The sequence below is a fragment of the Psychrobacter luti genome, from assembly GCF_014192115.1.
In the GTDB taxonomy this organism is placed as follows: Bacteria; Pseudomonadota; Gammaproteobacteria; order Pseudomonadales; family Moraxellaceae; genus Psychrobacter; species Psychrobacter luti.
Genome location: NZ_JACHXL010000001.1, coordinates 165,163 through 189,862, shown reverse-complemented (window position 1 = coordinate 189,862; position 24,700 = coordinate 165,163). Strand labels below are relative to the sequence as shown.

Here is a 24,700-nt window from a genome sequence, read left to right as displayed (position 1 = left end):
GCTTTGCGCTTCATAAAGCCCTCAAAATACTAATAGCGCCTGAGTGACTGCTTACGCTAGTTTCTAGAGGCTTTCATCTGCTATCTAGGCTGATGCTTAATAATGGTCTTCGCTAAATGCTCACCAAACCACATAGCCGTATCAATATCGCCTTTCCCTGGAGTTTCTTCAGGTGGACCATCAAGCGACTGGGTCATCAAACCCAAATTACTCGATAAACGATTTAAATCATGAGGCTCATGTCCCGTCGGTCTGAGCGGCAATCCTATCCAGTTCATCCCATGCTGCATGCTATAAAGACAAATCTGCTGTAGTACAGCAAGCTTATCGCCGCTAAGCCCACCTGAGTTGGCGAAACCGGCTGCCCATTTGCCTTGCCATTTGCCGTGATACCAACGCTTGGATGTCGCGTCCATAAAAGTCTTAAAGCCTGCTGTCACGCTGCCCATATATACGGCACTACCAAAAACCAACAAATCTGCTTGATCTAAAAAATCCCAATCGACATCATTGACATCAACAGCTTTGGCTTGTGCCTCTGGCAATTGCTGGCGCGCGCCCGTTACTATGGCTTCGGCAACGCGCCTAGTATGTCCATAATTACTATGGTAGATGACCGCCATCGATACGTTAGGCGGATTGTCTGTGGAAGCTGAGGAAGACGTGATAGATGTAGTCATACGAACTCTAATAATGGATTGGGTGAATAGTAGTAATTCTGCAAATGTTAAATAGTTTTTATTGTAAATACTTTATTTTGCTACTGTTATGTAGCAGTTAGCTATTATATAGGACAGCGGACGCATTAATTCATTGATATGAGGCAAGCTTTGATAAATTCAACCTTGATTAAGCTGCGGTATTTTTCGGTGCTTAATTTGTGAGGTAGGAATACATAATGATTAAAACCTAACTCAAACGTAAAATCAAATTGATTGAATTCAATGACAAAGAATATGTATTTAGGTATATACATGCTTCGGCATTCATTTAGGATTAGCATTCATTAAAACTTAAATAGTTATTCCATATATGAATATGATAATTCCTGCTCTTCTTGTAGTGACTCTTTAAAACGGGTCTATCATATAGCCCTTATTCAATCATACCTAGAAAAATCTGTTGGATATTCCAAATACCCTATCATAAATAATGATACAAACAATGAACTCTGAAACATTATATCAGAGAAGGATGTGATTCCCTTGACGACTATAACGACGAGCGTTCAGCCCGTGAACGATACACAAGACCCGATTGCTAAAGAGACACTGGCTTTAAATAATCCACAAAAACCATTGATAATAGGTGGCGCTATTGTTGGTATTATCCTGTTGGTCTATTTGTCTATTACCCAGACTACCGCCCAACCGCTGCTTTTCGGTATCGGCTTGTTGCTCGGCTATACCTTATTTCATGCGCGCTTTGGTTTTACTTCTGCCTTTAGACGCCTGATGTCGGTTGGTAATGGACAAGCAATGCGCTCTCATATGTTGATGTTGGCCGTTGCAGTTACGTTGTTTGCGCCCATTCTCGCTTATGGAACGACGATTTTTGGCAGCTCGGTCGCAGGTTATGTGTCACCAGTTGGTGTCAGTCTACTGGTCGGCGCTTTTGTATTTGGTATTGGCATGCAGCTTGGCGGTGGCTGTGCTTCTGGTACGCTTTACGCAGTAGGCGGCGGACGTTCGGTGATGTTTATCACCTTTATTTTCTTCGTCATTGGCGCGACCATTGGTGCTTATCATCTGCCGTTTTGGACAGAAGAGATGCCCTCTTTTGCGCCTTTTTCTTTAGCCACCTCTACTGGTCTTGGTTATAGCGGTGCTTGGGTATTGTCTTTAGTGCTGTTTGCTTTAATTGCGTGGGTTACGCTCGTTGTTGAGAAAAAGACCAAGGCTCCAAAGATGGCTCCCGTTCCAACTGAGTCAGGTTGGAGACGTATTTTTCGAGGTTCTTGGCCATTGTTCGCAGCCGCCATTGTCTTAGCGATATTAAATGCTTTAACCTTGCTCACACGTGGTCAACCATGGGGCATTACTTCTGCATTTTCATTGTGGGGCTCTAAAATCGCCAGCAATTTTGGTGTTGATGTTGCCAACTGGGGCTATTGGCAAGGGGCGAATGCCGCCGCATTGAACGCATCTATTTTCGCTGATTCAACCACCGTCATGAATATCGGCATTATCATTGGTGCTTTTATTGCCTCAGCAGCCGGTGGTTTATTCAAATTCACCCAGATTACTTTGGGGAATTTCGCCGCTTCGGTGATTGGCGGGTTAATGATGGGCTATGGCGCACGTTTGGCATTCGGCTGTAACATCGGTGCTTACTTCGGCGGCATCGCCTCTTTTAGTGCTCATGGTTATATATGGGGCATCATGGCGATGGCAGGGACTTTTTTAGCCTTATATCTGCGTCCTTTATTCGGGCTATCCGTGCCAAAATCAAATGATTCTGTATGCTAATTCCTAAAGTATAATTTTAATAAAAAAAATAGCAGACTAATGATAAGCCTGCTATTTTTTATTGCATCATCAATATAATGCGCTTTATTGTTTAAAAACTATCGCCAATTATTTGCATCAACAAACAGCAAGGCTGCGGACAATGACCAATGCCATACGTCCTGTCGCAGGCTGCTGAAGGTGCGTTTGACGCCGATAAGAATAATAATGCGGGTCAGCATAACTGCAAGGTACAGCGGAGTCATTGCTGACTATAATCCCTTCACTATTTAATTGATCAGCAGCAAGCATTGGTAAGTTCAGCTTAATTTTATCCGCCTCAGAAGCTAAGACGTAACGTTGTTCAAAACTCTCTAGATGCTGCGCTACTAAGGTTTGATTTTCGATACACCCTGTTAACAGCTTATCTCGCACTTGTCTGCCGACTTCATAATTCTCTTGACTAATACAGACACCAATCCATGCCATGATTGGTTCAAAGCTATTAAAGCGTTCGACCGTCGCTTTAATAACACCACATGCCAGTCCTTGCCAGCCTGCATGTATGGCGGCTATCTGCTCCGTTGCTGGCTGATATAAAACAATCGGCACACAATCGGCGGTCATAATCGCAAGCCCTAAGTTCACTTGGCTGCTAACCATAGCATCAGCATCGAGCGGACGCATAGTCAGCGCGGTCACATCGATATCATGAATCTGCTTACCATGAACCTGATTGAGCCAGTGCAAGCTATCAATCGACTGGCGCTGATTTTCTACTAATTGCTCATTGATAGCGTTCAGTAAATGCATGCGATTGTTTAAGACGGTCTTTGCATTGTCATTAACATGAAAGCCTAAATTTAGCGCTCCATAACTTGCCTGGCTTTTCTGGTCTGTTTGCTGCTGATTTTGTGAATTAGCAGCAATAGCGTCAGCATTATCATCATTACTAAAAGCCGCTGTTTGGAAAACAGCCACCTCATTAAGCTGAGCGAGCAAGGTAATAGGAAGCTTGTTTATTGTGCTAGTCATGGTCGATTTACCACACTTCTCATTATCGTTATTAAGGCATTACCGCTAATTTATGCTTTTTTAAATAAACATCATGAAGTCATTAATGATTATTCTTCGTCATAGCCATCGCTTAAAACTGCCATCAATTGCTGCATATCTTCAGGGATTGGCGTTGTGACTTCGATGTCTTCGCCAGTCGTTGGATGAACAAAGCCCAAGGTATAAGCGTGCAATGCTTGGCGCGGGAAATTATTAATCGCTTGACGCTGGGCTTCTGTTAAACCGGCACGCAATTGACGACGACCCCCATAAACACGGTCACCGACTATCGGATACGTAATATGGCTAAGATGTACTCGAATTTGGTGCGTACGCCCTGTCTCTAGACTGACGTCTAGCAGGCAGTAGTTGTCGTTAAGCGGCGTCACGGTTAATAAATGGGTGACCGCTTCACGTCCTGCCGTCATCACCGTCATTTTGGTACGCTGATTGCGATGGCGGCCAATAGGCGCGTCAATACGACGATGACGCAATAAACTTGCTGCATCCCCTGCTACCACACACTGATAATGACGATAGACAGATTTGTCTTTTAGCTGCTCCATCAATGCCATTTGCGCGGGCTTGGTTTTACCGATTAGCAATAGCCCCGAGGTATCTTTATCAATACGGTGCACCAATCCGGCACGCGGCAGATGGTGCTGCTGCGGATAGTGATACAGTAGTGCATTGACCAAGGTGCCGGTTTGATTGCCAGCGCCAGGATGGACGACCATACCGACTGGCTTATTAATCACTAAGACATCATCGTCTTCATAAACCACGTCGATATCGATGTTCTCTGGCTGATCTTCACTATGCTGCTCTAAGGTCGTCGATAAATGCAGGACGTCACCAGCTTTGACACGGATTTTTGGTTTTTGCACACTGCCGTTATAAAGTAAGCTGCCGTCAGTGATCCAGCCTTGTAGCTGCGCACGCGAAAAGTCGGTAAATACTTTTGATGCCAATTTATCAATACGTAAACCAGCTTCCTCTTCTACTACCGTATGTGTGACATCAACGATGACAGGGACGACTTGCCCAGCGACTGACGCTGCATCATCATCGCCGTCTTCATCTTCTTCATCAAGTAGCTCGCCATCCACCAATTCATCTAGCTCATCATCGGACAGCTCTTGCATCTGCTCATCAGGCGCACTTTCATGGTCAGCAAGCAGCTCATTATCCTCTAATAACTCATTGGGTATCGTCGATTTTTGCACGGGTGAACCTTTCGTTGGTGAATTTTTCATGGCTAAATGTTGCGCGGATAACTCTTGCGCAGATAGCGTTTCTGATGTTAGTGGTGATGGTGATATATTAGCATCTAGTGGTTGATTCTTAGGTAAATTGGTCGTCATAGCATCATTATTCATAGCGGATTCATACATGGTAAAGTCGCTTACACTGTTTGGTAAGCCGACCTCATAAGAGAGCAGACTAACGCTTGCTGACCGTCAAAAATAAGTGCGGTCAAAAAAAGCAAAAGTCACATCGTCATAGTGTAACATGCTGAACGCCTAAGCCCTACAGAAGCTGCGCGTTATCTATGATTTTATCATTATCATGTGACAGGTTTTCAGCCGTCATATACTAGGCATTACTCGGTAGATTAACTCTCTAAAATATAACATGGCTGTAATTTACTGTATATTTGTCCCTGTCAGCCATATTCAATATCGCTCGTGACAGCGGCTCATGCTACACTACGGAACAATGTCACCATGGCCACCATACATAAAGCATTCGCTGTTTAACTACAAAATAGATAACGAAAAAATAGACGAAGCAAAGGTTATTCTATAAAGTAAGCCATGTTTTGCTGTATGCTATGGCACTGAATTTTTAAAATAAATATATTTTATTCATACGAGCAAAACTGCATTCGATAAAAATCCTGTTGTTAATGAGTGCACTTACTTATAGCGTCTACTCACTAACAGACAGTTAACGAATGCCGCAAGCATCGTTTTTTGATTATTACCCTTATTATCCTTTTATTATTTAGCCTAATAGCGTCGCTGCTATTACGCGTCTTGTGTCGGAGAAGAAGTATGCAAGCTGTTGGCAATACGTTTATCAAACTGTCCTCAATCACCCTACTTGCCCTAAGTATCAACTTGGTGGGTTGTCAAACGTTTAAAAACCTAACCGGCGGTAAAGACGTGGATGCGGTTGAAACTGCTGAGAAGTCAGAGCAAGGTTATTATAACGAAGCCATCGCCCAGATTGATAAAGGTCGCTATACGCAAGCTGTTGAAGATTTGACCAATCTGCGCACCTTTTACCCAACCGGACAATATGCCGAACAAGCATTGCTCGATATGATGTACGCTCAATATGAAAGTGGCAAGTTTGAGACCGCTGCCGCCAGTGCTGAGCAATTTATTAATTTGTATCCCTCTAATCCGCAAGTCAGCTATGCTTACTACGTGCGCGGCGTGGCCAATATGCAAGGCTCGTCAGAAGGTCTAAAACTGTTTAAGCTCAATCAAGCTGAGCGTGATACCGCGTATTTGCGTATTGCCTTTGCCAACTTTCAAGAGCTTATCAATAAGTACCCTAACAGCCCTTATGCGCCAGATGCCGCTCAGCGTATGACCTTTATCTATAATCAGTTTGCAGAAAGTGAGATGAGCGCGGCGAATTGGTATGTCGAGCGCGAAGCCTATGTCGCTGCGGTAAACCGTGCCAAGTGGGTGTTTCAATACTATCCATTAAGCGAATCTGTGCCTGACGCTATTGCAGTACTCGCTTATAGCCATGAAAAACTCGGTCTTAATGACTTGGCAAAAGAATATAAAACGCTATTGCAGATTAACTATCCAAACATGCTAAGCGCTGATGGACGTGTCAAACTCAATACCAAGCGTGAGCGCACTTTGTTTAATAAATTGACCTTTGGGCAACTGAACCGTTTTAACAAAGACACCTCAGTTGCGACGGGCGATTACAATGGTGCTACCAAGACCCAAGTTATCCGTAATGCCAGCCAATTAAGATTGCCTAGTAATAATGCGGCAGCTGCAAATGCTAATGCACCGCTAAATATGTCTCCTAAGCGTGCCAATAGCGGTATCAATGTCGGCTTAGGTCTACCTGAAGCATCAGCTGAACGCGTGACTAGTCAATCGAGCACTGGGGATGCCGCTAGAGAAGCTGATGTCGATCCACAAAACATGAATCCTGTACGCCGTACCACATTACCTGCGGAGTAGTCTCATACTACCCTCGTCTATCTTAGACGCTTAGCGCCTATCATCAAAAATAAGGCCAACATTTCGTTGGCCTTATTTTTCTGTTTTTACTTCTTATACTTTTTATCTACTGTCAGTCTTTATTTCTAGCTGATTGTCGATGCTTAATATAATTGACCTATGGTAAACTGTTTTTTGTATGAGCATTCCTAACCATATTCTTGAGCAATTAAATAGCCAAGCTGACTTAATCAGTATCATTGGGCGTCATACCACGCTTAAACGTGCGGGTAGTGAGTACAAAGGCTGCTGTCCGTTTCATGGTGAAAAGTCGCCGTCTTTTTATGTCAATCCGCAAAAAAATATCTACCACTGTTTTGGCTGTAGTGTTGGTGGTAACGCCATCAGTTTTTTACGTGATTATGAAAACTTAACCTTTATCGAAGCGGTTAATGAGCTGTCTAAACAAACGGGCATCGAAGTACCAAAAGAAGAACAACAAAACGTCAGCTATCAGCGTGCCCCAGTTAAACCACAAGCTAAACCAAAACCCGCTATTGAGCCAACAACATTGGCAGCAGCAACGCGCCCGCGAGAAAATGATAGTCAGTCATCCATAAACGTGCAAACTGCTGATACGCACCTGCCAGCTTATAACGACAACTATGGCAATTATCCGCCATTAGATGCTTACGATTCCGTTCCTTATGCGATGAATGGTTACGATACTAGCTATGAAGAAGGTGATGCCAACTATCAAGACGATAGTAGTTATCCACCTGCATGGTTGACCGGTGATGCTGATACTACTGCCCTCTACGATGACAATAGTGTCTCTGATAAAGATGGCAATCTTTATGAGCTATTAGAGCAAATCCAGCAGTTTTATCAGCACAATCTCACTATTCATCCGCATGCCAAGCATTACTTTTTATCACGTGGCATCACAGAAGATATTTTTGAAACCTTTGGTTTAGGCTATGCGCCATTTGGCTGGCAGCATCTTGAGCATCAATTCCCGCAGGATATTGAAGGGCTTAAAGCTTTGGGCTTGGTACGCAAATCAGAATCAGGGCGTGATTACGATTTGCTTCGTGATCGGGTTATTTTCCCGATTCGCGATAACCAAGGTCGCACCATTGGTTTTGGTGGTCGCGCGCTTGATGACGAAGTAAAACCCAAATATATCAACTCATCTGACTCACCTGTCTTCCATAAGCAGCACGTACTATACGGCTATTACGAATCTCGCCAGCAGCGCGCTGACAACTGGATAGTGGTCGAAGGTTATATGGATGTCATTGCCCTTTATCAAGCCGGTATCTATGGTGCTGTTGCGTCTATGGGAACGGCGATTAATGAGAGCCAAATATCGCGGCTGTTGACATTAAACCCTACTCTAACTTTGAGCTTCGATGGTGATAGCGCGGGGCAAAAAGCCGCTTGGCGTACCCTTGAAGTCGCTCTGCCCGTGCTTGGCGATGATAAAGAGCTGCGGTTTTTAACCTTACCTAACAATCATGACCCTGATACTTTTATAAAAAGTCAGGGCGCAGATGCGATGCGTGAGCAAATCGCTACGGCCATGCCGCTATCGCAATATATTTTTGCTTATTTAAGTGAGCGCTACGACTTAACCTTGGCTGAAGGTAAAGCTAAGCTCATGTCGCAAGTGCGCGCGTTGACCACCGCCCTACCTAAAGGCAGTAGCTTTCGTTATCTATTGAACAATGATATTTATCAAAAGCTTGGCGGTAAACGTAATCAAAACAAAGATGCCAAAGACGCGCTGCTAGATTTTGATGGCGATATGACCATCAGTCAGCAATTGCAGCTGTGTTTCTTATTCCAGCCGCGCGCCTTGAGTGATGATCCTATCGAAGCCATTTGGCAGCAGGCAGGTATTAATGATTTGCAGCTGCCGGCGCATATTAAACAAAAAGCCTCTGCTGATATATTACGTCCACTGGCATGGGAAGACCTGCAAGATAATGCGCTGCTCGATATCGTCAGTACCATTAAGCGCTGTCTTGATTATTTGCCTAAAGACGCTAATGCAGCGGCGCACTTTATTTTATCCAATGTCAAACCCAGTACCCAAGAGACGCTTAGCCGTGATTGGGGCGGATTTTATAAAGCCCTTACCACGCGCAATATCTTGAGCCTTGATGGTTTGGTTGAAGAATTGGTCAGCCAGTTGATTGAACGTCAAATGAAGAAGAAAACACAAGATTTGATTAAAAATCCTGACAATATAAAGCTGGCGATTGTCCGTAAACAATCGCAGTTATTAAATGATTGGTTACGCGCGCAGCAAGCAGAGCAATCGGCACAAATGGCAACGGTGAAATCTTAACGGTTAGGCTAGGACACGTCCTAGATTTTATTTATGGGCAGCAACCCTTTAAAAGCATCGCAGTTGCCCCCACTATTAATGATTATGCCCAGTTGCATATACCGCCCTCAATCAGACTACTAATAAAAAACCAATGGGCGAAAAATAATTGGTAATATTATTAATAAATACCAGATAAATGCTAGATAAATAGCAGCGAGCATCACTAGCTCGTGCTTGATTATGCTGGTCTGTGTTAAACTGTGTCGCTAACTATTTATAGATCGACTTAATAGATGACGATAAACCCGCATCATTAAGCATCGTTTTAGCTAAAAGCACAGCTCTAGGCATGCATTTTTAAAGCGCTTTTTAAAACATAAATTTTAAAGCGCTGTATTTTTGAATTATCATTTTTTAGCCCATAATATTTTTTAGTGTTGTTTTTTAACTAATAGTATTTTTCAGATAACCGTATTTTTAGGCAACTGGATTTTTAGGTAAGATTATTTTGAAGTATTTTGCGCATGATCAATTTTTAGCGGTTTTTTAGTATTGTAATTGTAGTATTTTGAGCCTTTATTCATATCCACTCATTTTTGTTATTACTGACAAGCTTTACGCCATATTTTGATGAATCGATTGATTATATCAACGCACTGAGCGAGCGATAGCGAGTCACAATATAAAAATGTCCGATGCAAGCAAGCGAGTATTTATGAACGATAAGTCAGTTTCTAAGTCCACATCTCAACTGGCCACCTTAATCCAAATGGGTAAAGAGCAAGGGTATTTAACCTATGCTGAGGTGAATGACCAACTGCCCGACTCTATTACTGAAAGTGATCAGATTGAAGATATCGTGCAAATGCTAACGGACGTTGGCATTAAAATTTTTGAATCTGCGCCCGACGCCGATGACATCTTGATGAACGATGATTCAAGTGATGATGACATGGCAGCCGATGAGGCAGCAGCGGTTTTGGCTTCGGTCGAGACTGAGCCTGGTCGCACCACTGACCCTGTGCGTATGTATATGCGTGAGATGGGTACGGTTGACCTCTTAACCCGTGAAGGCGAGATTGCCATTGCCAAGCGTATCGAAGAAGGTATTCGTGACGTGCAGCATGCGATGTCTTACTGGCCGGGTACGGTACAGTTCGTCCTTGACGAGTACCAAAAAGTCCAAGACGGTGAGAAAAAATTGTCTGACGTCATCACAGGTTTCTTAGACCCTGAAACCGAAGAAGACAAAATCGCTGCCCAGGAAGCCAAAGAAGCGGCGAAGGAAGAGCGCGAGCGCATCAAAGAAGAAAAAGAAAATCCGCCTGTTATCAAACCAAAAGCCAACGCCAAAGCTGCGCTTGACGATGATGACGAGGATGAGGAAGTTGAAGAAGCCGAAGAAGAAACCGGCGGTATCGATCCAGAAGAAGTACGCTTACGTCTGGAAGAGATTGAACACTTATTTATCAAAGCAAAACAAGCCTTGCTTGATTATGGCCGTGGTAGCGTAGAAGCCGATACGGCTTATGCTCTACTTGCTGAACGCTTTATGATGTTGAAGCTTAATAATCGCTTGTCAGACCAAGTCATGGCTATCATGCATGACGTCTATGATGATGTGCGTAAACAAGAGCGTCAAATCATGCGTTTGGTGATTCGCCGTGGTCGTATGCCGCGTGATGAATTCCGTAAAACTTTCCCTAGCAATGAAACCAACGTAGATTGGCTGATTGAGCGCATAAAAGGCAAGCCAGCTTTTGCAGGTACGCTAGAAAAAGTCACCGACGATGTGATTTTACTGCAACGTAAAATTCGTGATTACGAGCAGCAGCTCGACATGAAAATTCACGACATGAAAGACGTTGCCCGCCGCATGGCTGTCGGTGAAGCCAAAGCGCGCCGTGCCAAAAAAGAAATGGTCGAAGCTAACCTACGTCTGGTTATCTCTATCGCTAAGAAATACACCAACCGTGGTTTACAGTTCTTGGATCTTATTCAAGAAGGTAACATCGGTCTGATGAAAGCGGTTGATAAATTCGAATACCGCCGTGGTTATAAATTCTCAACCTATGCTACTTGGTGGATTCGTCAGGCAATCACCCGCTCTATCGCTGACCAAGCACGCACGATTCGTATCCCTGTGCATATGATTGAGACCATTAACAAGATAAACCGTGTCTCGCGTCAATTACTGCAAGAGATGGGTCGCGAGCCAACGCCTGAGGAATTAGGCGAACGCTTAGAGATGGACGAAGTTAAAGTCCGTAAAGTGCTAAAGATTGCCAAAGAGCCTATCTCTATGGAGACGCCAATCGGTGACGATGAAGACTCGCACCTAGGTGACTTTATCGAAGATGGTACGATTTCAAGTCCTGTTGATGATGCGACCGCAGCTGGTCTGCGTGAAGCGACGCGTGACGTCTTGGGTAATCTAACTGAGCGTGAAGCACGTGTCCTAAAAATGCGCTTTGGTATCGATATGCCAACCGACCACACGTTAGAAGAAGTTGGTAAGCAGTTTGATGTGACGCGTGAGCGTATCCGTCAGATTGAGGCTAAAGCCTTACGTAAATTACGTCATCCATCACGTTCTGAGCACCTACGCTCTTTCCTTGAAAATGACTAATTGAAATAGTATTGCTAAGCATATATCAACATTCTTAATGACAAACCAAAAAAGCTGAGCATGTCTCAGCTTTTTTGTGCCCGTTATTTAATGGCTGTTATTTAATAGCTATTAGCTTTTATCTATTAAATATAGAGCCGCTATAGCACTACATAAGCAATTAATTCATAAAAATATTGCCTTTATCTAAAATTATCAGTATAACTACCTACCGTTCGGTAGTTAAAAAATTAAATAAATAAATAGTTAATAGTGCACTCTTATGAATAAGCAAACCAATGTAAAACACATCAGTATCAAAACCGTCATCTCTCTTGCCATCATTGTGGCGCTTGGCCCTGCAGCGATTGATATGTATTTGGCCGCAATGCCAAATATGGCAACAGACCTCAATACTTCCTACGCCACTACGCAAATCACTTTGACCGTCTTTCTTATCTTTATGGGTTTAGGACAGCTGGTATTTGGTCCCGTATCTGATGCCATAGGCCGAATAGCACCATTATTTGCAGGCTTGCTAGCGTATATTTGCGCTTCCGTGTGGGCGATATGGTCACAAAGTATTGAAAGCCTAATCTTTGCCCGCATTTTGCAAGGTCTTGGCGCCTCTATGGCTATCGTGGTCGTAATGAGCATGGTACGTGATCTCGTCGATGGACCAAAAGCGGCACAGATTTATGCTTTATTAAATACCATTGTGGCATTAGGTCCAATTGTCGCGCCAGCAATCGGCGGTATCGTCGGTGCGCATTATGGTTGGCGCGGCGTTATGCTTATTCTGGCGGTGTTAGGTATGATTGTGCTAGTAAATACGCTGTTGAATATCAAAGAAACCTTGCCAAAAGACAAGCGTATTCAATTAAATATAAAAAATATTACAGGCATTTATGTCGGCATACTAAAGAACAAAACCTTTGTCTTTAATCTATTTGCGCTATCCGCAGTGTATTTCTTTTTATTTGCCTACATCGGTGGTTCTGCTTATGCCTATCAAACAGGCTATGGTCTTAGCCTAGAGCAATTTGGTTTTGTCTTTGGCTTGACCAGTATCAGTCTAATTTTAGGTGCGTCTTCTACCGCTTATTTGGTCAAAAAAATATCGGCGTCACATTTGGCTTTAATCGGTGCCGGTGTCATGATGCTCGGTAGTGCCGTTTGCATCATCGCTTATCTGCTATCGATGGGTTTGGTCGGCATTGTCACTGGCATTGCTTTAGGTTTATTTGGTCTTGGTATATTGGAAGCGACGTTGATGGCAATTGCAATGGACTCGCAGCGCAGCGCTTTGGGTTCAAGCGCGGCTTTATTGGGCGCCATTCCTATGTTACTCTCATCCACTGCCACACCCATCGCGGGACAACTGGTTGAGATGAACACCTTATATTGGTTAATATTGCTAGGTGCCATGGGACCGATTATTTTGGCATTGGTCTATCTTGGTTCTAGAAGCTTAAAACCTTATAACAATGTCGCCACAACATCATTAGAGGAGGCCTATGCAAAGCCATAAACCTCGCTCAAGCGCTAAGCAACGTATTATTGATGCCGCTTTTGAGCCTTTCTTTATGCATGGCTATGAGGGCGCGTCACTTAGTGATATTGCCAAGGCTGTGGGCATTCGCAAAGCCTCTCTCTATACACACTTTGCCAGTAAAGAAGCGATATTTTTAGAATTACTGCAAGATGCGCTCGAGTCAGAATGTGCATTTATTAAGTCATGCTTTGCTATGACTAATGAACTTTCTGCTCCCGGTGAAGCGTATTGCCATGCTTTTGAAGCGCGTTATGAAAGTGCGATTACCTTACGGTTTTTAATTCGCATGGCCTATGCAGCACCTGTGCATCTTACTGATACCAGCGCGGCGACTTTTAACGTTTATATTGCAGTGCTGACTGAGCAAATACAACTGGCTCTAAAGCCTTATGAGCTTGATGCTGAGCAGCTAGAGCTTTATACCGATGCTTATCTAGGCGTTATCGATAGCTTAAGTGTGGAGCTGCTATATGCAGAAGGCTTATATGAGCGGCGGTTTAAAGCCATGTTGATGCTTTACCACACTGCTATTGAACAGCTCGATAAAAAATAGATTTTTCAATGTAGGTCGCCTTTATTTATTGCTGTTTGAGCATCACTTGCTAATGATGGCTGAGTTCGCCTATCATAGAGCTGAGCTGCTTAAGCTATTTTGAAATACTGCCTTTAAACATTGTTTAAATATGGGCTGCTTAAACAACAGCAGCTCAAAGCTATTAGAATTTTACATTTATGATTAAAAAATAAACCTTGTCGGGGTGCTTTGATTTTTGACGCTTTAGCTACAATCAAAATCATGGCTGAGAGTTACCCGCGAACCTGATGCAGTTAGCACTGACGTAGGAAACAAGCGTGTCGATATATAATTCACATTTACTTTATATTTTGCCAATCTATGTAAATTAGACTGGCAAATTTTTTGTGCCTTATCACTTCTCGTTTCCTACCATTTGCTTGCTCGCGTTTTATAAAAGTAAGTAAAAACTATGGATTACCAAACGCTACGTCACAATTGCCCCATATGGGATGATTACATTCAGCACGATTTCGTCAAGCAATTGGCTGCCGGCACACTCGCCCCTGATAACTTTCGTCACTACCTTGTGCAAGACTATTTATACTTAATTCACTATACCCGCGTGATGGCGCTGAGCGTATATAAGAGTGACACGCTGGCACACATGCGCGTCGGTCAAGCGGGTATCAACGCCATGCTCGATATGGAAATTGGCATGTATCTGGATTTCTGTCGTCAGTGGAATATACCACTTGATGAAGTAGAGAATGCTGCTGAATCTGCTGTAACCATCGCCTATAGCCGCTATATATTAGACGCTGCTATGTCAGGCTCACTTGCTGAACTCTATGCAGCGATTGCACCTTGCTTAATGGGCTATGGGGAAATTGGCAAACGTATCAAAGATGAGGGTTTTATCACAGGCAACCCTTACCAGCCATGGATTGATGTATTTTCTAGCGATGAGTTTCAAGCGATTACCGCCCAAAATGAAGCGCAGATTAATACGCTGTTAGCCGATGCCAGCCCTGCTCAAGCAAACAAGTTCCAACGGCTATTTAACACTGCCGCGCGTATGGAAGTTAATTTTTGGCAGCAGGCGTTAGATTTGTCATAGCCTGTACCTTTCATATTCAAAAATCCGACTAATTCCTCAATATAATAACGAACATACTCAAGGAGAAACATCATGGCCGCATTCGATGAACACGCAAGCGCGTATGACAGCTGGTTTTTTGACAACCAAAACTTACTCACCAGTGAGCTAAAGCTGGTCGCTCACTTCTTAGATAAAGACAGTGAGATATTGTCTATCGGCTGTGGTAGCGGTCTTTTCGAATCACTGTTAGCCAAAGATTACGATATACATATCACACACGGTATCGAGCCTTCGAAAGACATGGCTGAAATCGCTGAGAAGCGCGGCTTACAAGTGGATATCAGCCCTGCCGAAACCTGTGAGATTGAGCCCAATAAGTTTGACATCATCATGTTTAACGGCAGTGTCAGCTATATCAGTGACTTGGATACCTGTATTAAAAAGTCCTTTGATGCTCTAAAGACTGGCGGCAAGCTTATCCTGATTGATGTGCCAAAAGAAAGCGGTTTTGCCAGCTTATATAATTTGGCCAGTGCGGTAGATACGTGGGAGCATCCATTACTCGAGCACATCTCCCCCGCCGACCCTTATCCTATTGAACTGGTTAAATCAGCAAACTGGCGCACCTCTGATGAAAAAATCGCGTTGATGCAAGCCAATGGCTTTGTCGATTTTGAATATGCGCAAACTTTATTAACCCATCCTATGTATGCCAATGACAAAGTACAAGAGGTCATCGAAGGTTATGATCGCGGTGATTATGTGGCAGTGTGTGGTTATAAAAAATAGCGATTTTAATATGAGTTATTACTGGTCAACCCTTGAATAATATGATGAGTGTCCTTATAAATGGTGAATAAAGCGCTAACCTGCATAATCCATAAGCTCATATTTTCAAAAAAATAAGGACAACATCATGACTGATGATCCAAAAGACACGACTAACCCAAATCAAACGTCTAAAAGAGAGGTCAAGGTGACAGAACTGGTCGCCAATGACGGTATCCTAAAAGGCAAAAAAACCGACGTGCAAAATCCTGAACTTTGGCAGTTCCCGATGAACTACCCACTCAGCATCATCGGTCATGAAGGTGAGCACGACAGCTTACTCAATGAAGTAAAGCTTATCCTAGGTAGCCAGTTTCCAGAGTTTGACTTAGCTTCTATGGAAGTCAAGCCGTCAAAAACAGGACGTTTCCATTCGGTTCGTGCCAATTTATACTTAACCACCGTTGAGCAAGTGAATACGCTTTATGCGTCACTCGATAATGCAAAAACCGTACGTATGGTGGTCTAATCACAGTTTTATCAATTTAAGAAAAACCAGCCCTTTTTTCGTCCGAATCGTCACTCATATGGGTGGCGATTTTTTATTGTCTGGGGTACAATCTCCACCCGAAATATGCGCGCCATTCAGCAGATTTGCGCTCCTTAATTTACCCAACAATAAAAAGTAAATCCGCGCCATCTTTTACAAAACTTTTATTATTTATCTTGTTCGCGTCTAACCCTTATCCCATCGTCCTTTGCCAAAATTCGGACACGCTTTACCCTCTGGTCAACATAGTTTGCCACTAAAATCAATATAGCATTTTCAAAATTTTCCCGCTATATTGTGTCCACCTACTAACAAATACGCTATATGTAGTGCTCAGTGATTTAAACCCTCACTATGAGCAATGGCATCGTTTTGCCTAAAAAAACACTCTGCTGTGACAGGATGTTATAGCGTGACAAAGATAGCGTGATAAAGAATGTTTGCCAGTATTAACCGCGCAGCATCACTATAAATTATTAAATAATCATTAAATGATTACCAAGCAATCAACTTACGAGGTCAGCATGACACATATCGATAAAATCCAAGTAACCAAACGTGACGGACGTTTAGAGCCTATTGATTTAGATAAAATTCACAAGGTTATCGAGTGGGCAGCTCACGGTTTAGATAATGTGTCGGTGTCACAAGTGGAGCTAAAGTCGCACATTCAGTTTTATGAAGGTATAAAAACTCGCGACATTCACGAGACTATCATCAAGTCTGCGGCTGACCTTATCTCTGAAACCACGCCTGATTATCAGTATTTGGCGGCGCGTTTGGCTATCTTTCATTTACGTAAGATTGCTTATAATAAATTCACACCACCGCATCTGTATGACCATGTCAAAAAGCTAACGGATGCCGGCAAATACGATGAGCATATCCTAGCCGATTATAGCCGCGCTGAATTTGATGAATTAGAGGAGTATCTTGATCATTGGCGCGACATGAATCTTGCTTATGCAGCGGTTGAGCAAATGGCAGGTAAATACCTCGTGCAAGACCGTGTTAGCAAAACGGTTTATGAAAGCCCGCAGTTCTTATATATGCTGGTTGGTATGTGTCTATTTGCCAGCTATGAAAAGTCAGAGCGCTTACACTACGTCAAACGCTTCTATGATGCGACCTCACAATTCAAAATCTCATTACCGACACCTATCATGTCCGGTGTACGTACGCCGTCACGTCAGTTTAGCTCGTGCGTTTTGATCGAATGTGGTGATAGTCTAGACTCTATCAACGCGACCACTAGCGCCATCGTGCGTTATGTATCGCAGCGTGCTGGTATCGGCATCAATGCTGGTCGTATTCGCGCCCTTGGTAGCCCTATCCGTGGCGGTGAAGCGCAGCATACTGGCTGTATTCCATTCTATAAACTGTTCCAAACGGCGGTTAAATGCTGCTCACAAGGCGGCGTTCGCGGCGGTGCTGCGACGTTATTTTACCCATTGTGGCATTTAGAAGTTGAGTCGCTATTGGTATTGAAAAATAACCGCGGCGTCGAAGACAACCGTGTCCGTCATATGGATTATGGTGTCCAGTTAAACAAAACCATGTATACCCGTTTGATCAAAGGTCAAGATATCTCACTATTTTCACCAAGCGACACACCGGGTCTGTATGATGCCTTCTTTGAAGATCAAGACAAGTTCGAAGAGCTATACACCAAATACGAGAACGACCCAAGCATTCGTAGCCGTCAAATTCCAGCGACAGAGCTGTTTAGCTTGATGATGCAAGAGCGCGCCAGCACCGGTCGTATCTATATCCAAAACGTTGACCATTGCAACACGCATAGCCCATTTGACGCGACGGTTGCGCCTATTCGCCAGTCAAACCTATGTATGGAAATCGCCCTACCGACTAAGCCACTTGATAACATCAATGACGAAACAGGTGAAATCGCCCTTTGTACCCTATCAGCGGTCAACTTGGGTAAAGTTGAAAACGTTAGCGATATCGAAGAGCCAGCAGAATTAATCGTCCGCGCCCTTGATGCACTGCTCGATTATCAAGACTATCCTGTTAAAGCCGCTGAAAATGGCAGTATGCGTCGCCGTACCTTAGGTGTTGGCGTGATTAACTATGCGTATTACCTTGCGAAAAATGGTGTCCGCTATTCAGACGACAGCGCGCTTGCTCTAACCCATCAAACGTTTGAAGCGTTGCAATTTTATCTCTTAAAAGCCTCAAATAAATTGGCAAAAGAGCAAGGCGCGTGCCCTGCCTTTAACGAGACCACCTACTCGCAAGGTATCCTGCCGATTGATACTTATAAGAAAGACTTGGATAAAATCTGCCAAGAGCCGCTCCATTTAGATTGGGAAACGCTGCGTACTGAAATCACCACTCACGGTCTGCGCAACTCTACCCTAACTGCTTTGATGCCGTCTGAAACCTCTAGTCAGATTGCCAACGCCACCAACGGTATCGAGCCACCACGCGGTCTGGTGTCTATCAAAGCCTCAAAAGATGGCATCTTAAAGCAAGTCGTCCCTGAGATTGATAAGCTAAAAGATCAGTATGAGCTACTATGGCAAATGCCGAACAATGACGGTTACCTAAAGCTGGTCGCTATCATGCAGAAGTTCGTCGATCAAAGTATCTCTGCCAACACCAACTACGATCCCGTTCGTTATGAAGGTGGCCGTGTACCGATGAAGATATTGCTAAAAGATCTGCTAAACGCGTATAAGCTTGGCGTGAAGACGTTGTATTATCACAATACGCGTGATGGTGCGAATGATGCCCAAGCGGATATGGAAGATGATTGTGCTGGCGGTGCATGTAAGATTTAGATTCAAGCCTGAAATAAATGATGCAGATAAAACCTTAGTTTAATCTGCATCGCTATTTCTAAGACTCGTAATGACATGATCTAATAAAGCGAGGTAACTTTTGAATTTATACAAATACAGAGAGTTGAATGATTTCACACGGGAATCTTTGAAAAAAAACTACTTTTGGGCACCTTCAAAAGAAACATTGAATGACCCATGTGAATGCTACTATTCTACTGAATCTTATGACAAAATCATGGCTTTCACTGCTCTGCTAAATATAAATGAGAGTAGAAGTGCTCTTAATAAGAGTTTTTTTAATGTTCAGGAGATGGTTAAAGGCTTAGGTATATTTTCGCTCAGCAAATCTTACAATATATCTTCTTTGTGGGCTAGCTATGCAAAAGACCATACGGGAATTTGTATTGAATATAACTTAGAAGATTTAATTGGTAAGAATAATGATCTTTATCAATATTTCGATGTGATGTACTCAGATACTCCGCCTGATATCGGGGTTGAAGACATTAACAACGATACTTTATTACAAAAAATGATTGGCACTAAACATTTTGACTGGGATAAAGAACAAGAATTTAGAATGGTTTGTCATAATCAAGGTAAAAACTATCATCGTTCTGATGCGATTCGAAGCATAATTTTCGGATTAAAAACACTTGGTGAAAGCAAAAATGAACTTATGAAGCTATTATGCAATAGAGATATTAAGTTCAAACAGTTAGTAAACGATGGTAAAAGCTATGGCTTGCATACACAAGATATTATTAATCCATTTGATGAAAAGTCTAAGATAAATAATTCCGAGAAAACTGATTTCGAAAACTTAGTTCCCGATGAAGCTTACATTAAAGATGAATATAAGCTATTTATACCGTACCTATATAAGGCAGCTGCGTTAATGGAATCTGACCCAAATTGTATTGAAGTATTTAATATGGATTTCTCAGAAACCTCGACAATTAAAGACCCTATAATTTATATAAATTTTAAAGAAAAAGGGTCGATTTATCCTTTTAGCCAAAAGATGTTTCGTATAAAAGAAATGTCGCTATAGTTGTAGCAAGCGTATGGGTAGAGCTTGCCATAAGCAATATTTTAATTAGATAATTCGTTGCGTTTCATCCTTCGATGCTAGTCTACCTTATTATGAAAGTATTTAAAATTAACACAGTAACAAATAAGACCTAATTTTCGTGCTAATATTAGACCTATATTTAGAGCATAATATTAGCGGAGAATGAGTAATGCAACCAATATTTGCAACACAGACAGCCAGCATCTCAGAGTTAAAGACTAACCCTTCGGCACTGATTAAACAGTCGGATGGTGAATCCATTGCTATTTTAAACCACAATAAACCCGTGGCTTACTTGGTTTCCACAGATATGTATGAACGCATGATGGAAGCGATGGACGATATGGCATTGAGCCAAACGGTTAGCGCCCGAATGAATGACGGGCAAACACCTATAAAGGTAATGTTGGATGACTTATAATCTTGAGTTTCATCCTTTAGCATTAAAAGAATGGAAAAAGTTAGCGCCCAGTATTCAGCAGCAGTTTAAGAAAAAATTACAGCAGCGCTTATTAAATCCTCGTGTTCCTGCTTCAAAACTTTCAGGACATACAGATGCCTATAAAATCAAATTACGCACCATAGGCTATCGTCTGGTTTATACCGTCAAAGATGATGTGGTTGTGGTTTATGTATTAGCAGTAGGCAAAAGAGAGAATAACAAAGTATATGATGCGCTTGCGACACGCCAACCATAATTAAAACATAGACAGAATAAAGTGACGGAGGTCATAGACGTGCAATATACCGCAATCATCAAAGACGGTGGTTTGTTTATCCCTAACGTATTTCCAGACCTAAACGATGGTGGCTCGCATATCGTCCAAGTAGAAGTCGATATTAATGAGGTTCGTCAACAATTGAACAGCAGCGCAGTACCAAAGATGGACGCGCCAAGACAAGCAAAAAAGCCAGCCAAGAAACCAATAAAAAAAGAAACACTCAAATCCGCAGACGTAGATTTAAGTACACTGCGTAAGAGCGCTATCGATGAGCTAGAAGGATTGGATGATAGTGAGCTTAGCGAGATATTTAAAGCTTATATGAATGATGGACACGAACCAACACAAATATCACTAGAAAACCTATAACGTATTTTTGCTGATATATTAAAAATCGCATTTTAAAAACAGTAAATCCAATTTTAGATTAACTATTTGTATAACTTATAAAGGTAGAACGATGACGTATTCGATTTTTTCCCAAACGCCAAACAATGCTTTGCTCGAACCCATGTTTTTTGGTCAGCCGGTCAACGTAGCACGTTATGACCAACAAAAGCACCCTATCTTTGAGCAGTTGATTGAAAAGCAGCTGTCGTTCTTTTGGCGTCCAGAAGAAGTTGATGTGTCAAAAGACCGTATGGACTACGGCAATTTGTCGTCACATGAGCAGCATATTTTTATCAGCAATCTAAAATATCAGACCTTACTTGACTCTATCCAAGGTCGTAGCCCAAACGTGGTATTGTTGCCATTGGTATCGATTCCTGAGCTTGAAACGTGGATTGAGACGTGGACATTCTCTGAGACCATTCACTCGCGCAGCTATACCCATATCATTCGTAATATCGTTAATGATCCGGGTATTGTCTTTGATGACATCATGCAAAACGAGCACATTTTAGGGCGCGCTGCTGACATCGCCAAGTACTATGATGATTTGTACTACGATTCACAGCTCTACAATATGTATGGTGCTGGCACGCATACCGTCAATGGCAAAGAAGTGACGGTCAGTCTAAAATCGTTGAAAAAACAGCTGTATTTATGCTTAATGGCAGTTAACGTGTTAGAAGCTATTCGCTTTTATGTGTCGTTTGCTTGCTCGTTTGCCTTTGCTGAGCGTAAGCTGATGGAAGGTAATGCCAAGATTATTAAATTAATCGCTCGTGATGAGGCGCTACATTTAACGGGTACGCAGCATATACTTAACCTTATGCGCATTGGTCGTGATGACCCAGAGATGGTTGAAATTGCCAAAGAGTGCTATCAAGAAAGCATCAATATCTTTACTAAAGCGGCTGAGCAAGAGAAAGAATGGGCCGGCTATCTGTTTAAAGATGGCTCAATGATTGGTCTAAACAAAGACATCCTTTGTCAATATATCGAATTTATTACCAACTTACGTATGGAAGCAGTTGGCTTGCCAGTGGCATTCCCGAATTCTAAATCAAATCCGATTCCGTGGATTAATACTTGGTTGTCTTCTGATAACGTCCAAGTTGCGCCGCAAGAGACTGAAATCAGCTCGTACTTGGTCGGTCAGATTGACTCAGATTTATCAGACAGCGACTTTGATGATTTTGAGCTTTAAGAGCATTGAGGTTTAAAATCGTTGAATTTTAAAAGCTTTGAGCTTAAATAGCCTTAAAAGTTAATCGCATGATTGTAATGGCTTAATCTTACTATTTTAAGGTTAGGCCAATGTTATTTTAGGAAGATTTTATCATTAAAAAGAACCATCAAATTGACTGTTCATATGATGGGAAAATTGAGAGAAGGTTGAATTATGACTTGGGTAATGACGAGTAAGAAGCAATTCTACTTGCATGATGACGAAAGTCTGCTCGATGGATTGCTACGCACCGGACATGATATCAATTATCAATGTAAGGAAGGCTACTGTGGCAGTTGCCGTATCAAGCGCATCGCCAGCTCACACGTTATTGATTATCCGTTTGAGCCACTTGCTATGATTGAAAAAGATGAAATCCTGCCCTGCTGTTGTCGGGTGCAAGGGGTGATTTATATCAATGATGAGTCTTTTGCAAAATAATAGCCACTGTTAATATAAGCTGCTGTTAATATAAAATATTATTAATAAAAGCTGTCATCAATAAAAGCCATTGTTTAAAAAGCTGTTATTTAAAAAGTCCGATAAAAAAAGCGCGTTATCTTAAAGATAGCGCGCTTTTTTATTATTTATTAAACTCTAAAACCGTTTTGATTAAAGTTTACGTGAGGGAGCCTAGCGTTATAAAACATGGCGTTATAAAGGTGCGCCATCTCTTTCAAATAACTGCAATAGCTCTTCGCGCATACGGTCACGCTCAGCTTCTGACATCATGGGCACTTCTGCTCTCTCGCCTTGTAGACTTGGATCTTCCATACCGCCAAGCGTTTCATCATGAATCACAACAGGGCTCGCCATTGGCTCTTGTGCCGGACGCTCCTCTAGCAGTATCTTCACTTGGGCATTTTTACCGCGGCGTAAGATTTGCGCGTTGAGAGTAGTATTTGGCGCTTTACGAGCAACATACTGAATCAAAGTATTGGCATCCGTCATCTCAACGCCGTCAATCGTCAGGACGATATCACCAACGCGTAGACCACTTTTAGCAGCAGGACTCTTAGGAACGACATTCAGCACTTCTACCCCAGTCGAGGTTTCTAGCTGGGTTGGGTCGCGTAATTGTGACTGTATCTCAATCCCTAACCAACCACGGCTGACCTTACCGTCTTTAATCAGCGCATTCATCACTTGCTCAACGATTGCCGTAGGAATGGCAAAGCCGATACCCATCGAGCCACCAGAACGCGAGAAAATCACTGTATTGATACCGACCAACTCACCGTGCGCATCCACTAGCGCGCCACCTGAGTTACCAGGGTTAATAGCGGCATCGGTCTGGATAAAGTCTTCAAACTTATTGACCCCAAGCCCCGTACGACCTGTCGCTGATATAATCCCTTGGGTTACAGTTTGCCCAACCCCAAATGGGTTACCAATCGCTAGCGCTAAATCGCCCACGCGAATAGGATCTTCACGGAAACCAAGTGGCGTTAGACCCGTCATATCGACTTTAATCACCGCCAAGTCACTGTCAGGATCAGTACCGATGATTTGCGCACGGCTCTTACGCCCGTCATTGAAGGCAACGGTAATCTCATCGGCTTTTTCGATGACATGAGCATTGGTGACGATATAGCCATCTTCTGACACAATCACACCAGAACCTAAGTTGGTATTACCCTGCTCTTGCGATGGGCCACCATGAAACTCAAAGAAGCGGCGCAACACCGGATCATTCATATAAGGATGCTCGGCCATCGTTTGGGTGGTATAAATATTCACCACTGATTGTGACGCACGGGCTACAGCATTATGATAAGAGGAAATAGGCGCTGGCGTATCAGCCACAGGCGCTGACGCTTGCTGCTCAGCAGGCGTGGTTCTAGGTGGCTCCCAAGCTTGCTCTGATGCCGCCTTCATACTCGCAAACAACCAGATAAATGCTACAGTGACCACAAGTAACAAAATCCAAGGTAACCATTTTACCAGACCAGCCTTGTCATTGGTGTTCCGAGATGACGACATATAAAAACCTCTATATTATTTTAGAAACAGTATTTGTAACGATGTTTTTGTAAAAGTAACAATAGCTTTGTAGAAAAAGTAAATCAGGAATAAACCAAAATATTTCTGAGCAGTCCGCTGTGATTGGGCGTAAAACCAGATAGGATACGCGCTATGAATCATATAGGCTCAGGTATGCAAATTATAACTGGCAACACGGACAAATAGTAACGCATCGTGTACCGTTTCAGTTATTCGCCTTGTCTACTCTTTTACAGCGCCATGCTAAAATGGTGATGATAAAAGCCCTAATTATTTATAACATCATAATTTATAAATAGATATTTTGATTATTTAATATAAATACTCAAACCATTTAAGCAG

20 protein-coding genes are annotated in these 24,700 nt (G+C 42.7%); 16 read left to right on the top strand and 4 right to left on the bottom strand.

Annotation, left to right across the window (positions count from 1 at the left end; all coding sequences use genetic code 11):
- Positions 1-80: 80 nt before the first annotated feature.
- Positions 81-680 carry a flavodoxin family protein gene (locus FHS24_RS00760; RefSeq protein WP_183617857.1) on the bottom strand — a complete coding sequence of 200 codons (600 nt, stop codon included), beginning with the start codon at positions 678-680 and terminating at the stop codon, positions 81-83.
- 525 nt (positions 681-1,205) lie between these two features.
- On the opposite strand from FHS24_RS00760, the gene FHS24_RS00755 reads away from it, so the two are divergent.
- A complete protein-coding gene (locus FHS24_RS00755) occupies positions 1,206-2,468 on the top strand; it encodes a YeeE/YedE family protein (RefSeq protein WP_221184995.1) in 1,263 nt (420 codons plus the stop codon).
- A 117-nt stretch (positions 2,469-2,585) separates the two neighbouring features.
- On the opposite strand, the gene FHS24_RS00750 is transcribed toward FHS24_RS00755, so the two are convergent.
- A complete protein-coding gene (locus FHS24_RS00750) occupies positions 2,586-3,482 on the bottom strand; it encodes a polyphenol oxidase family protein (protein ID WP_183617855.1) in 897 nt (298 codons plus the stop codon).
- Between the two features lie 89 nt (positions 3,483-3,571).
- Entirely contained in the window at positions 3,572-4,648 is a 1,077-nt protein-coding gene (locus FHS24_RS00745) for an RluA family pseudouridine synthase (RefSeq protein WP_201599012.1), read from the bottom strand.
- Between the two features lie 912 nt (positions 4,649-5,560).
- Between FHS24_RS00745 and FHS24_RS00740 the strand changes: the two genes are divergently transcribed.
- From FHS24_RS00740 to yfaE, 15 genes are all read left to right on the top strand, one after another.
- The gene (locus FHS24_RS00740) at positions 5,561-6,724 is read left to right on the top strand and encodes an outer membrane protein assembly factor BamD (protein ID WP_183617853.1); all 1,164 of its coding nucleotides are present in this window, start codon (positions 5,561-5,563) and stop codon (positions 6,722-6,724) included.
- 178 nt (positions 6,725-6,902) lie between these two features.
- Positions 6,903-9,059, top strand: a complete 2,157-nt coding sequence (locus FHS24_RS00735; RefSeq protein ID WP_183617851.1) for a DNA primase — start codon at positions 6,903-6,905, stop codon at positions 9,057-9,059.
- A 697-nt stretch (positions 9,060-9,756) separates the two neighbouring features.
- A complete protein-coding gene (gene rpoD / locus FHS24_RS00730) occupies positions 9,757-11,670 on the top strand; it encodes an RNA polymerase sigma factor RpoD (protein ID WP_183617850.1) in 1,914 nt (637 codons plus the stop codon).
- Between the two features lie 262 nt (positions 11,671-11,932).
- Positions 11,933-13,180, top strand: coding sequence for a multidrug effflux MFS transporter (locus FHS24_RS00725; protein ID WP_183617848.1), 1,248 nt, complete (start codon positions 11,933-11,935; stop codon positions 13,178-13,180).
- Positions 13,167-13,757, top strand: coding sequence for a TetR/AcrR family transcriptional regulator (locus FHS24_RS12490; protein WP_183617845.1), 591 nt, complete (start codon positions 13,167-13,169; stop codon positions 13,755-13,757). Before FHS24_RS00725 ends, FHS24_RS12490 begins: the two co-directional genes overlap by 14 nt.
- A gap of 433 nt (positions 13,758-14,190) precedes the next feature.
- Entirely contained in the window at positions 14,191-14,838 is a 648-nt protein-coding gene (gene tenA / locus FHS24_RS00715; protein WP_183617843.1) for a thiaminase II, read from the top strand.
- Between the two features lie 72 nt (positions 14,839-14,910).
- Positions 14,911-15,609 carry a class I SAM-dependent DNA methyltransferase gene (locus tag FHS24_RS00710; RefSeq protein WP_183617841.1) on the top strand — a complete coding sequence of 233 codons (699 nt, stop codon included), beginning with the start codon at positions 14,911-14,913 and terminating at the stop codon, positions 15,607-15,609.
- 127 nt (positions 15,610-15,736) lie between these two features.
- Complete coding sequence (locus tag FHS24_RS00705; RefSeq protein WP_183617839.1) at positions 15,737-16,117, top strand: YbeD family protein; 381 nt, start codon at positions 15,737-15,739, stop codon at positions 16,115-16,117.
- 545 nt (positions 16,118-16,662) lie between these two features.
- Positions 16,663-18,939, top strand: coding sequence for a class 1a ribonucleoside-diphosphate reductase subunit alpha (gene nrdA, locus FHS24_RS00700; RefSeq protein ID WP_183617837.1), 2,277 nt, complete (start codon positions 16,663-16,665; stop codon positions 18,937-18,939).
- 238 nt (positions 18,940-19,177) lie between these two features.
- Positions 19,178-19,996 (top strand): DUF2971 domain-containing protein, encoded by an 819-nt coding sequence (locus tag FHS24_RS00695; RefSeq protein ID WP_183617835.1) that lies wholly within the window; start codon positions 19,178-19,180, stop codon positions 19,994-19,996.
- 190 nt (positions 19,997-20,186) lie between these two features.
- Positions 20,187-20,438 (top strand): type II toxin-antitoxin system Phd/YefM family antitoxin, encoded by a 252-nt coding sequence (locus FHS24_RS00690; RefSeq protein ID WP_183617833.1) that lies wholly within the window; start codon positions 20,187-20,189, stop codon positions 20,436-20,438.
- Complete coding sequence (locus FHS24_RS00685) at positions 20,428-20,715, top strand: type II toxin-antitoxin system RelE family toxin (protein ID WP_183617831.1); 288 nt, start codon at positions 20,428-20,430, stop codon at positions 20,713-20,715. The genes FHS24_RS00690 and FHS24_RS00685 overlap by 11 nt, the downstream gene beginning before the upstream one ends.
- Before the next feature lie 39 nt (positions 20,716-20,754).
- Complete coding sequence (locus FHS24_RS00680) at positions 20,755-21,108, top strand: hypothetical protein (protein WP_183617830.1); 354 nt, start codon at positions 20,755-20,757, stop codon at positions 21,106-21,108.
- Between the two features lie 91 nt (positions 21,109-21,199).
- Entirely contained in the window at positions 21,200-22,333 is a 1,134-nt protein-coding gene (gene nrdB, locus FHS24_RS00675) for a class Ia ribonucleoside-diphosphate reductase subunit beta (protein WP_183617828.1), read from the top strand.
- A gap of 195 nt (positions 22,334-22,528) precedes the next feature.
- Positions 22,529-22,795 carry a class I ribonucleotide reductase maintenance protein YfaE gene (yfaE, locus tag FHS24_RS00670; RefSeq protein WP_183617826.1) on the top strand — a complete coding sequence of 89 codons (267 nt, stop codon included), beginning with the start codon at positions 22,529-22,531 and terminating at the stop codon, positions 22,793-22,795.
- Positions 22,796-23,008: 213 nt separating this feature from the next.
- Here yfaE and FHS24_RS00665 read toward each other — a convergent pair whose 3' ends face one another.
- On the bottom strand, positions 23,009-24,337 hold the full coding sequence (locus tag FHS24_RS00665) for a S1C family serine protease (protein ID WP_183617824.1): 1,329 nt from the start codon (positions 24,335-24,337) through the stop codon (positions 23,009-23,011).
- Positions 24,338-24,700 lie beyond the last annotated feature (363 nt).

Excerpts from the sequence above, each read along its gene's own strand:
- FHS24_RS00760 (WP_183617857.1), bottom strand. The coding sequence starts at position 680 with ATGACTACATCTATCACGTCTTCCTCAGCTTCCACAGACAATCCGCCT.
- FHS24_RS00750 (WP_183617855.1), bottom strand. The coding sequence starts at position 3,482 with ATGACTAGCACAATAAACAAGCTTCCTATTACCTTGCTCGCTCAGCTT.
- FHS24_RS00745 (WP_201599012.1), bottom strand. The coding sequence starts at position 4,648 with ATGCAAGAGCTGTCCGATGATGAGCTAGATGAATTGGTGGATGGCGAG.
- FHS24_RS00740 (WP_183617853.1), top strand. The coding sequence starts at position 5,561 with ATGCAAGCTGTTGGCAATACGTTTATCAAACTGTCCTCAATCACCCTA.
- FHS24_RS00735 (WP_183617851.1), top strand. The coding sequence starts at position 6,903 with ATGAGCATTCCTAACCATATTCTTGAGCAATTAAATAGCCAAGCTGAC.
- rpoD (WP_183617850.1), top strand. The coding sequence starts at position 9,757 with ATGAACGATAAGTCAGTTTCTAAGTCCACATCTCAACTGGCCACCTTA.
- FHS24_RS00725 (WP_183617848.1), top strand. The coding sequence starts at position 11,933 with ATGAATAAGCAAACCAATGTAAAACACATCAGTATCAAAACCGTCATC.
- FHS24_RS12490 (WP_183617845.1), top strand. The coding sequence starts at position 13,167 with ATGCAAAGCCATAAACCTCGCTCAAGCGCTAAGCAACGTATTATTGAT.
- tenA (WP_183617843.1), top strand. The coding sequence starts at position 14,191 with ATGGATTACCAAACGCTACGTCACAATTGCCCCATATGGGATGATTAC.
- FHS24_RS00710 (WP_183617841.1), top strand. The coding sequence starts at position 14,911 with ATGGCCGCATTCGATGAACACGCAAGCGCGTATGACAGCTGGTTTTTT.
- FHS24_RS00705 (WP_183617839.1), top strand. The coding sequence starts at position 15,737 with ATGACTGATGATCCAAAAGACACGACTAACCCAAATCAAACGTCTAAA.
- nrdA (WP_183617837.1), top strand. The coding sequence starts at position 16,663 with ATGACACATATCGATAAAATCCAAGTAACCAAACGTGACGGACGTTTA.
- FHS24_RS00695 (WP_183617835.1), top strand. The coding sequence starts at position 19,178 with ATGGCTTTCACTGCTCTGCTAAATATAAATGAGAGTAGAAGTGCTCTT.
- FHS24_RS00690 (WP_183617833.1), top strand. The coding sequence starts at position 20,187 with ATGCAACCAATATTTGCAACACAGACAGCCAGCATCTCAGAGTTAAAG.
- FHS24_RS00685 (WP_183617831.1), top strand. The coding sequence starts at position 20,428 with ATGACTTATAATCTTGAGTTTCATCCTTTAGCATTAAAAGAATGGAAA.
- nrdB (WP_183617828.1), top strand. The coding sequence starts at position 21,200 with ATGACGTATTCGATTTTTTCCCAAACGCCAAACAATGCTTTGCTCGAA.
- yfaE (WP_183617826.1), top strand. The coding sequence starts at position 22,529 with ATGACTTGGGTAATGACGAGTAAGAAGCAATTCTACTTGCATGATGAC.
- FHS24_RS00665 (WP_183617824.1), bottom strand. The coding sequence starts at position 24,337 with ATGTCGTCATCTCGGAACACCAATGACAAGGCTGGTCTGGTAAAATGG.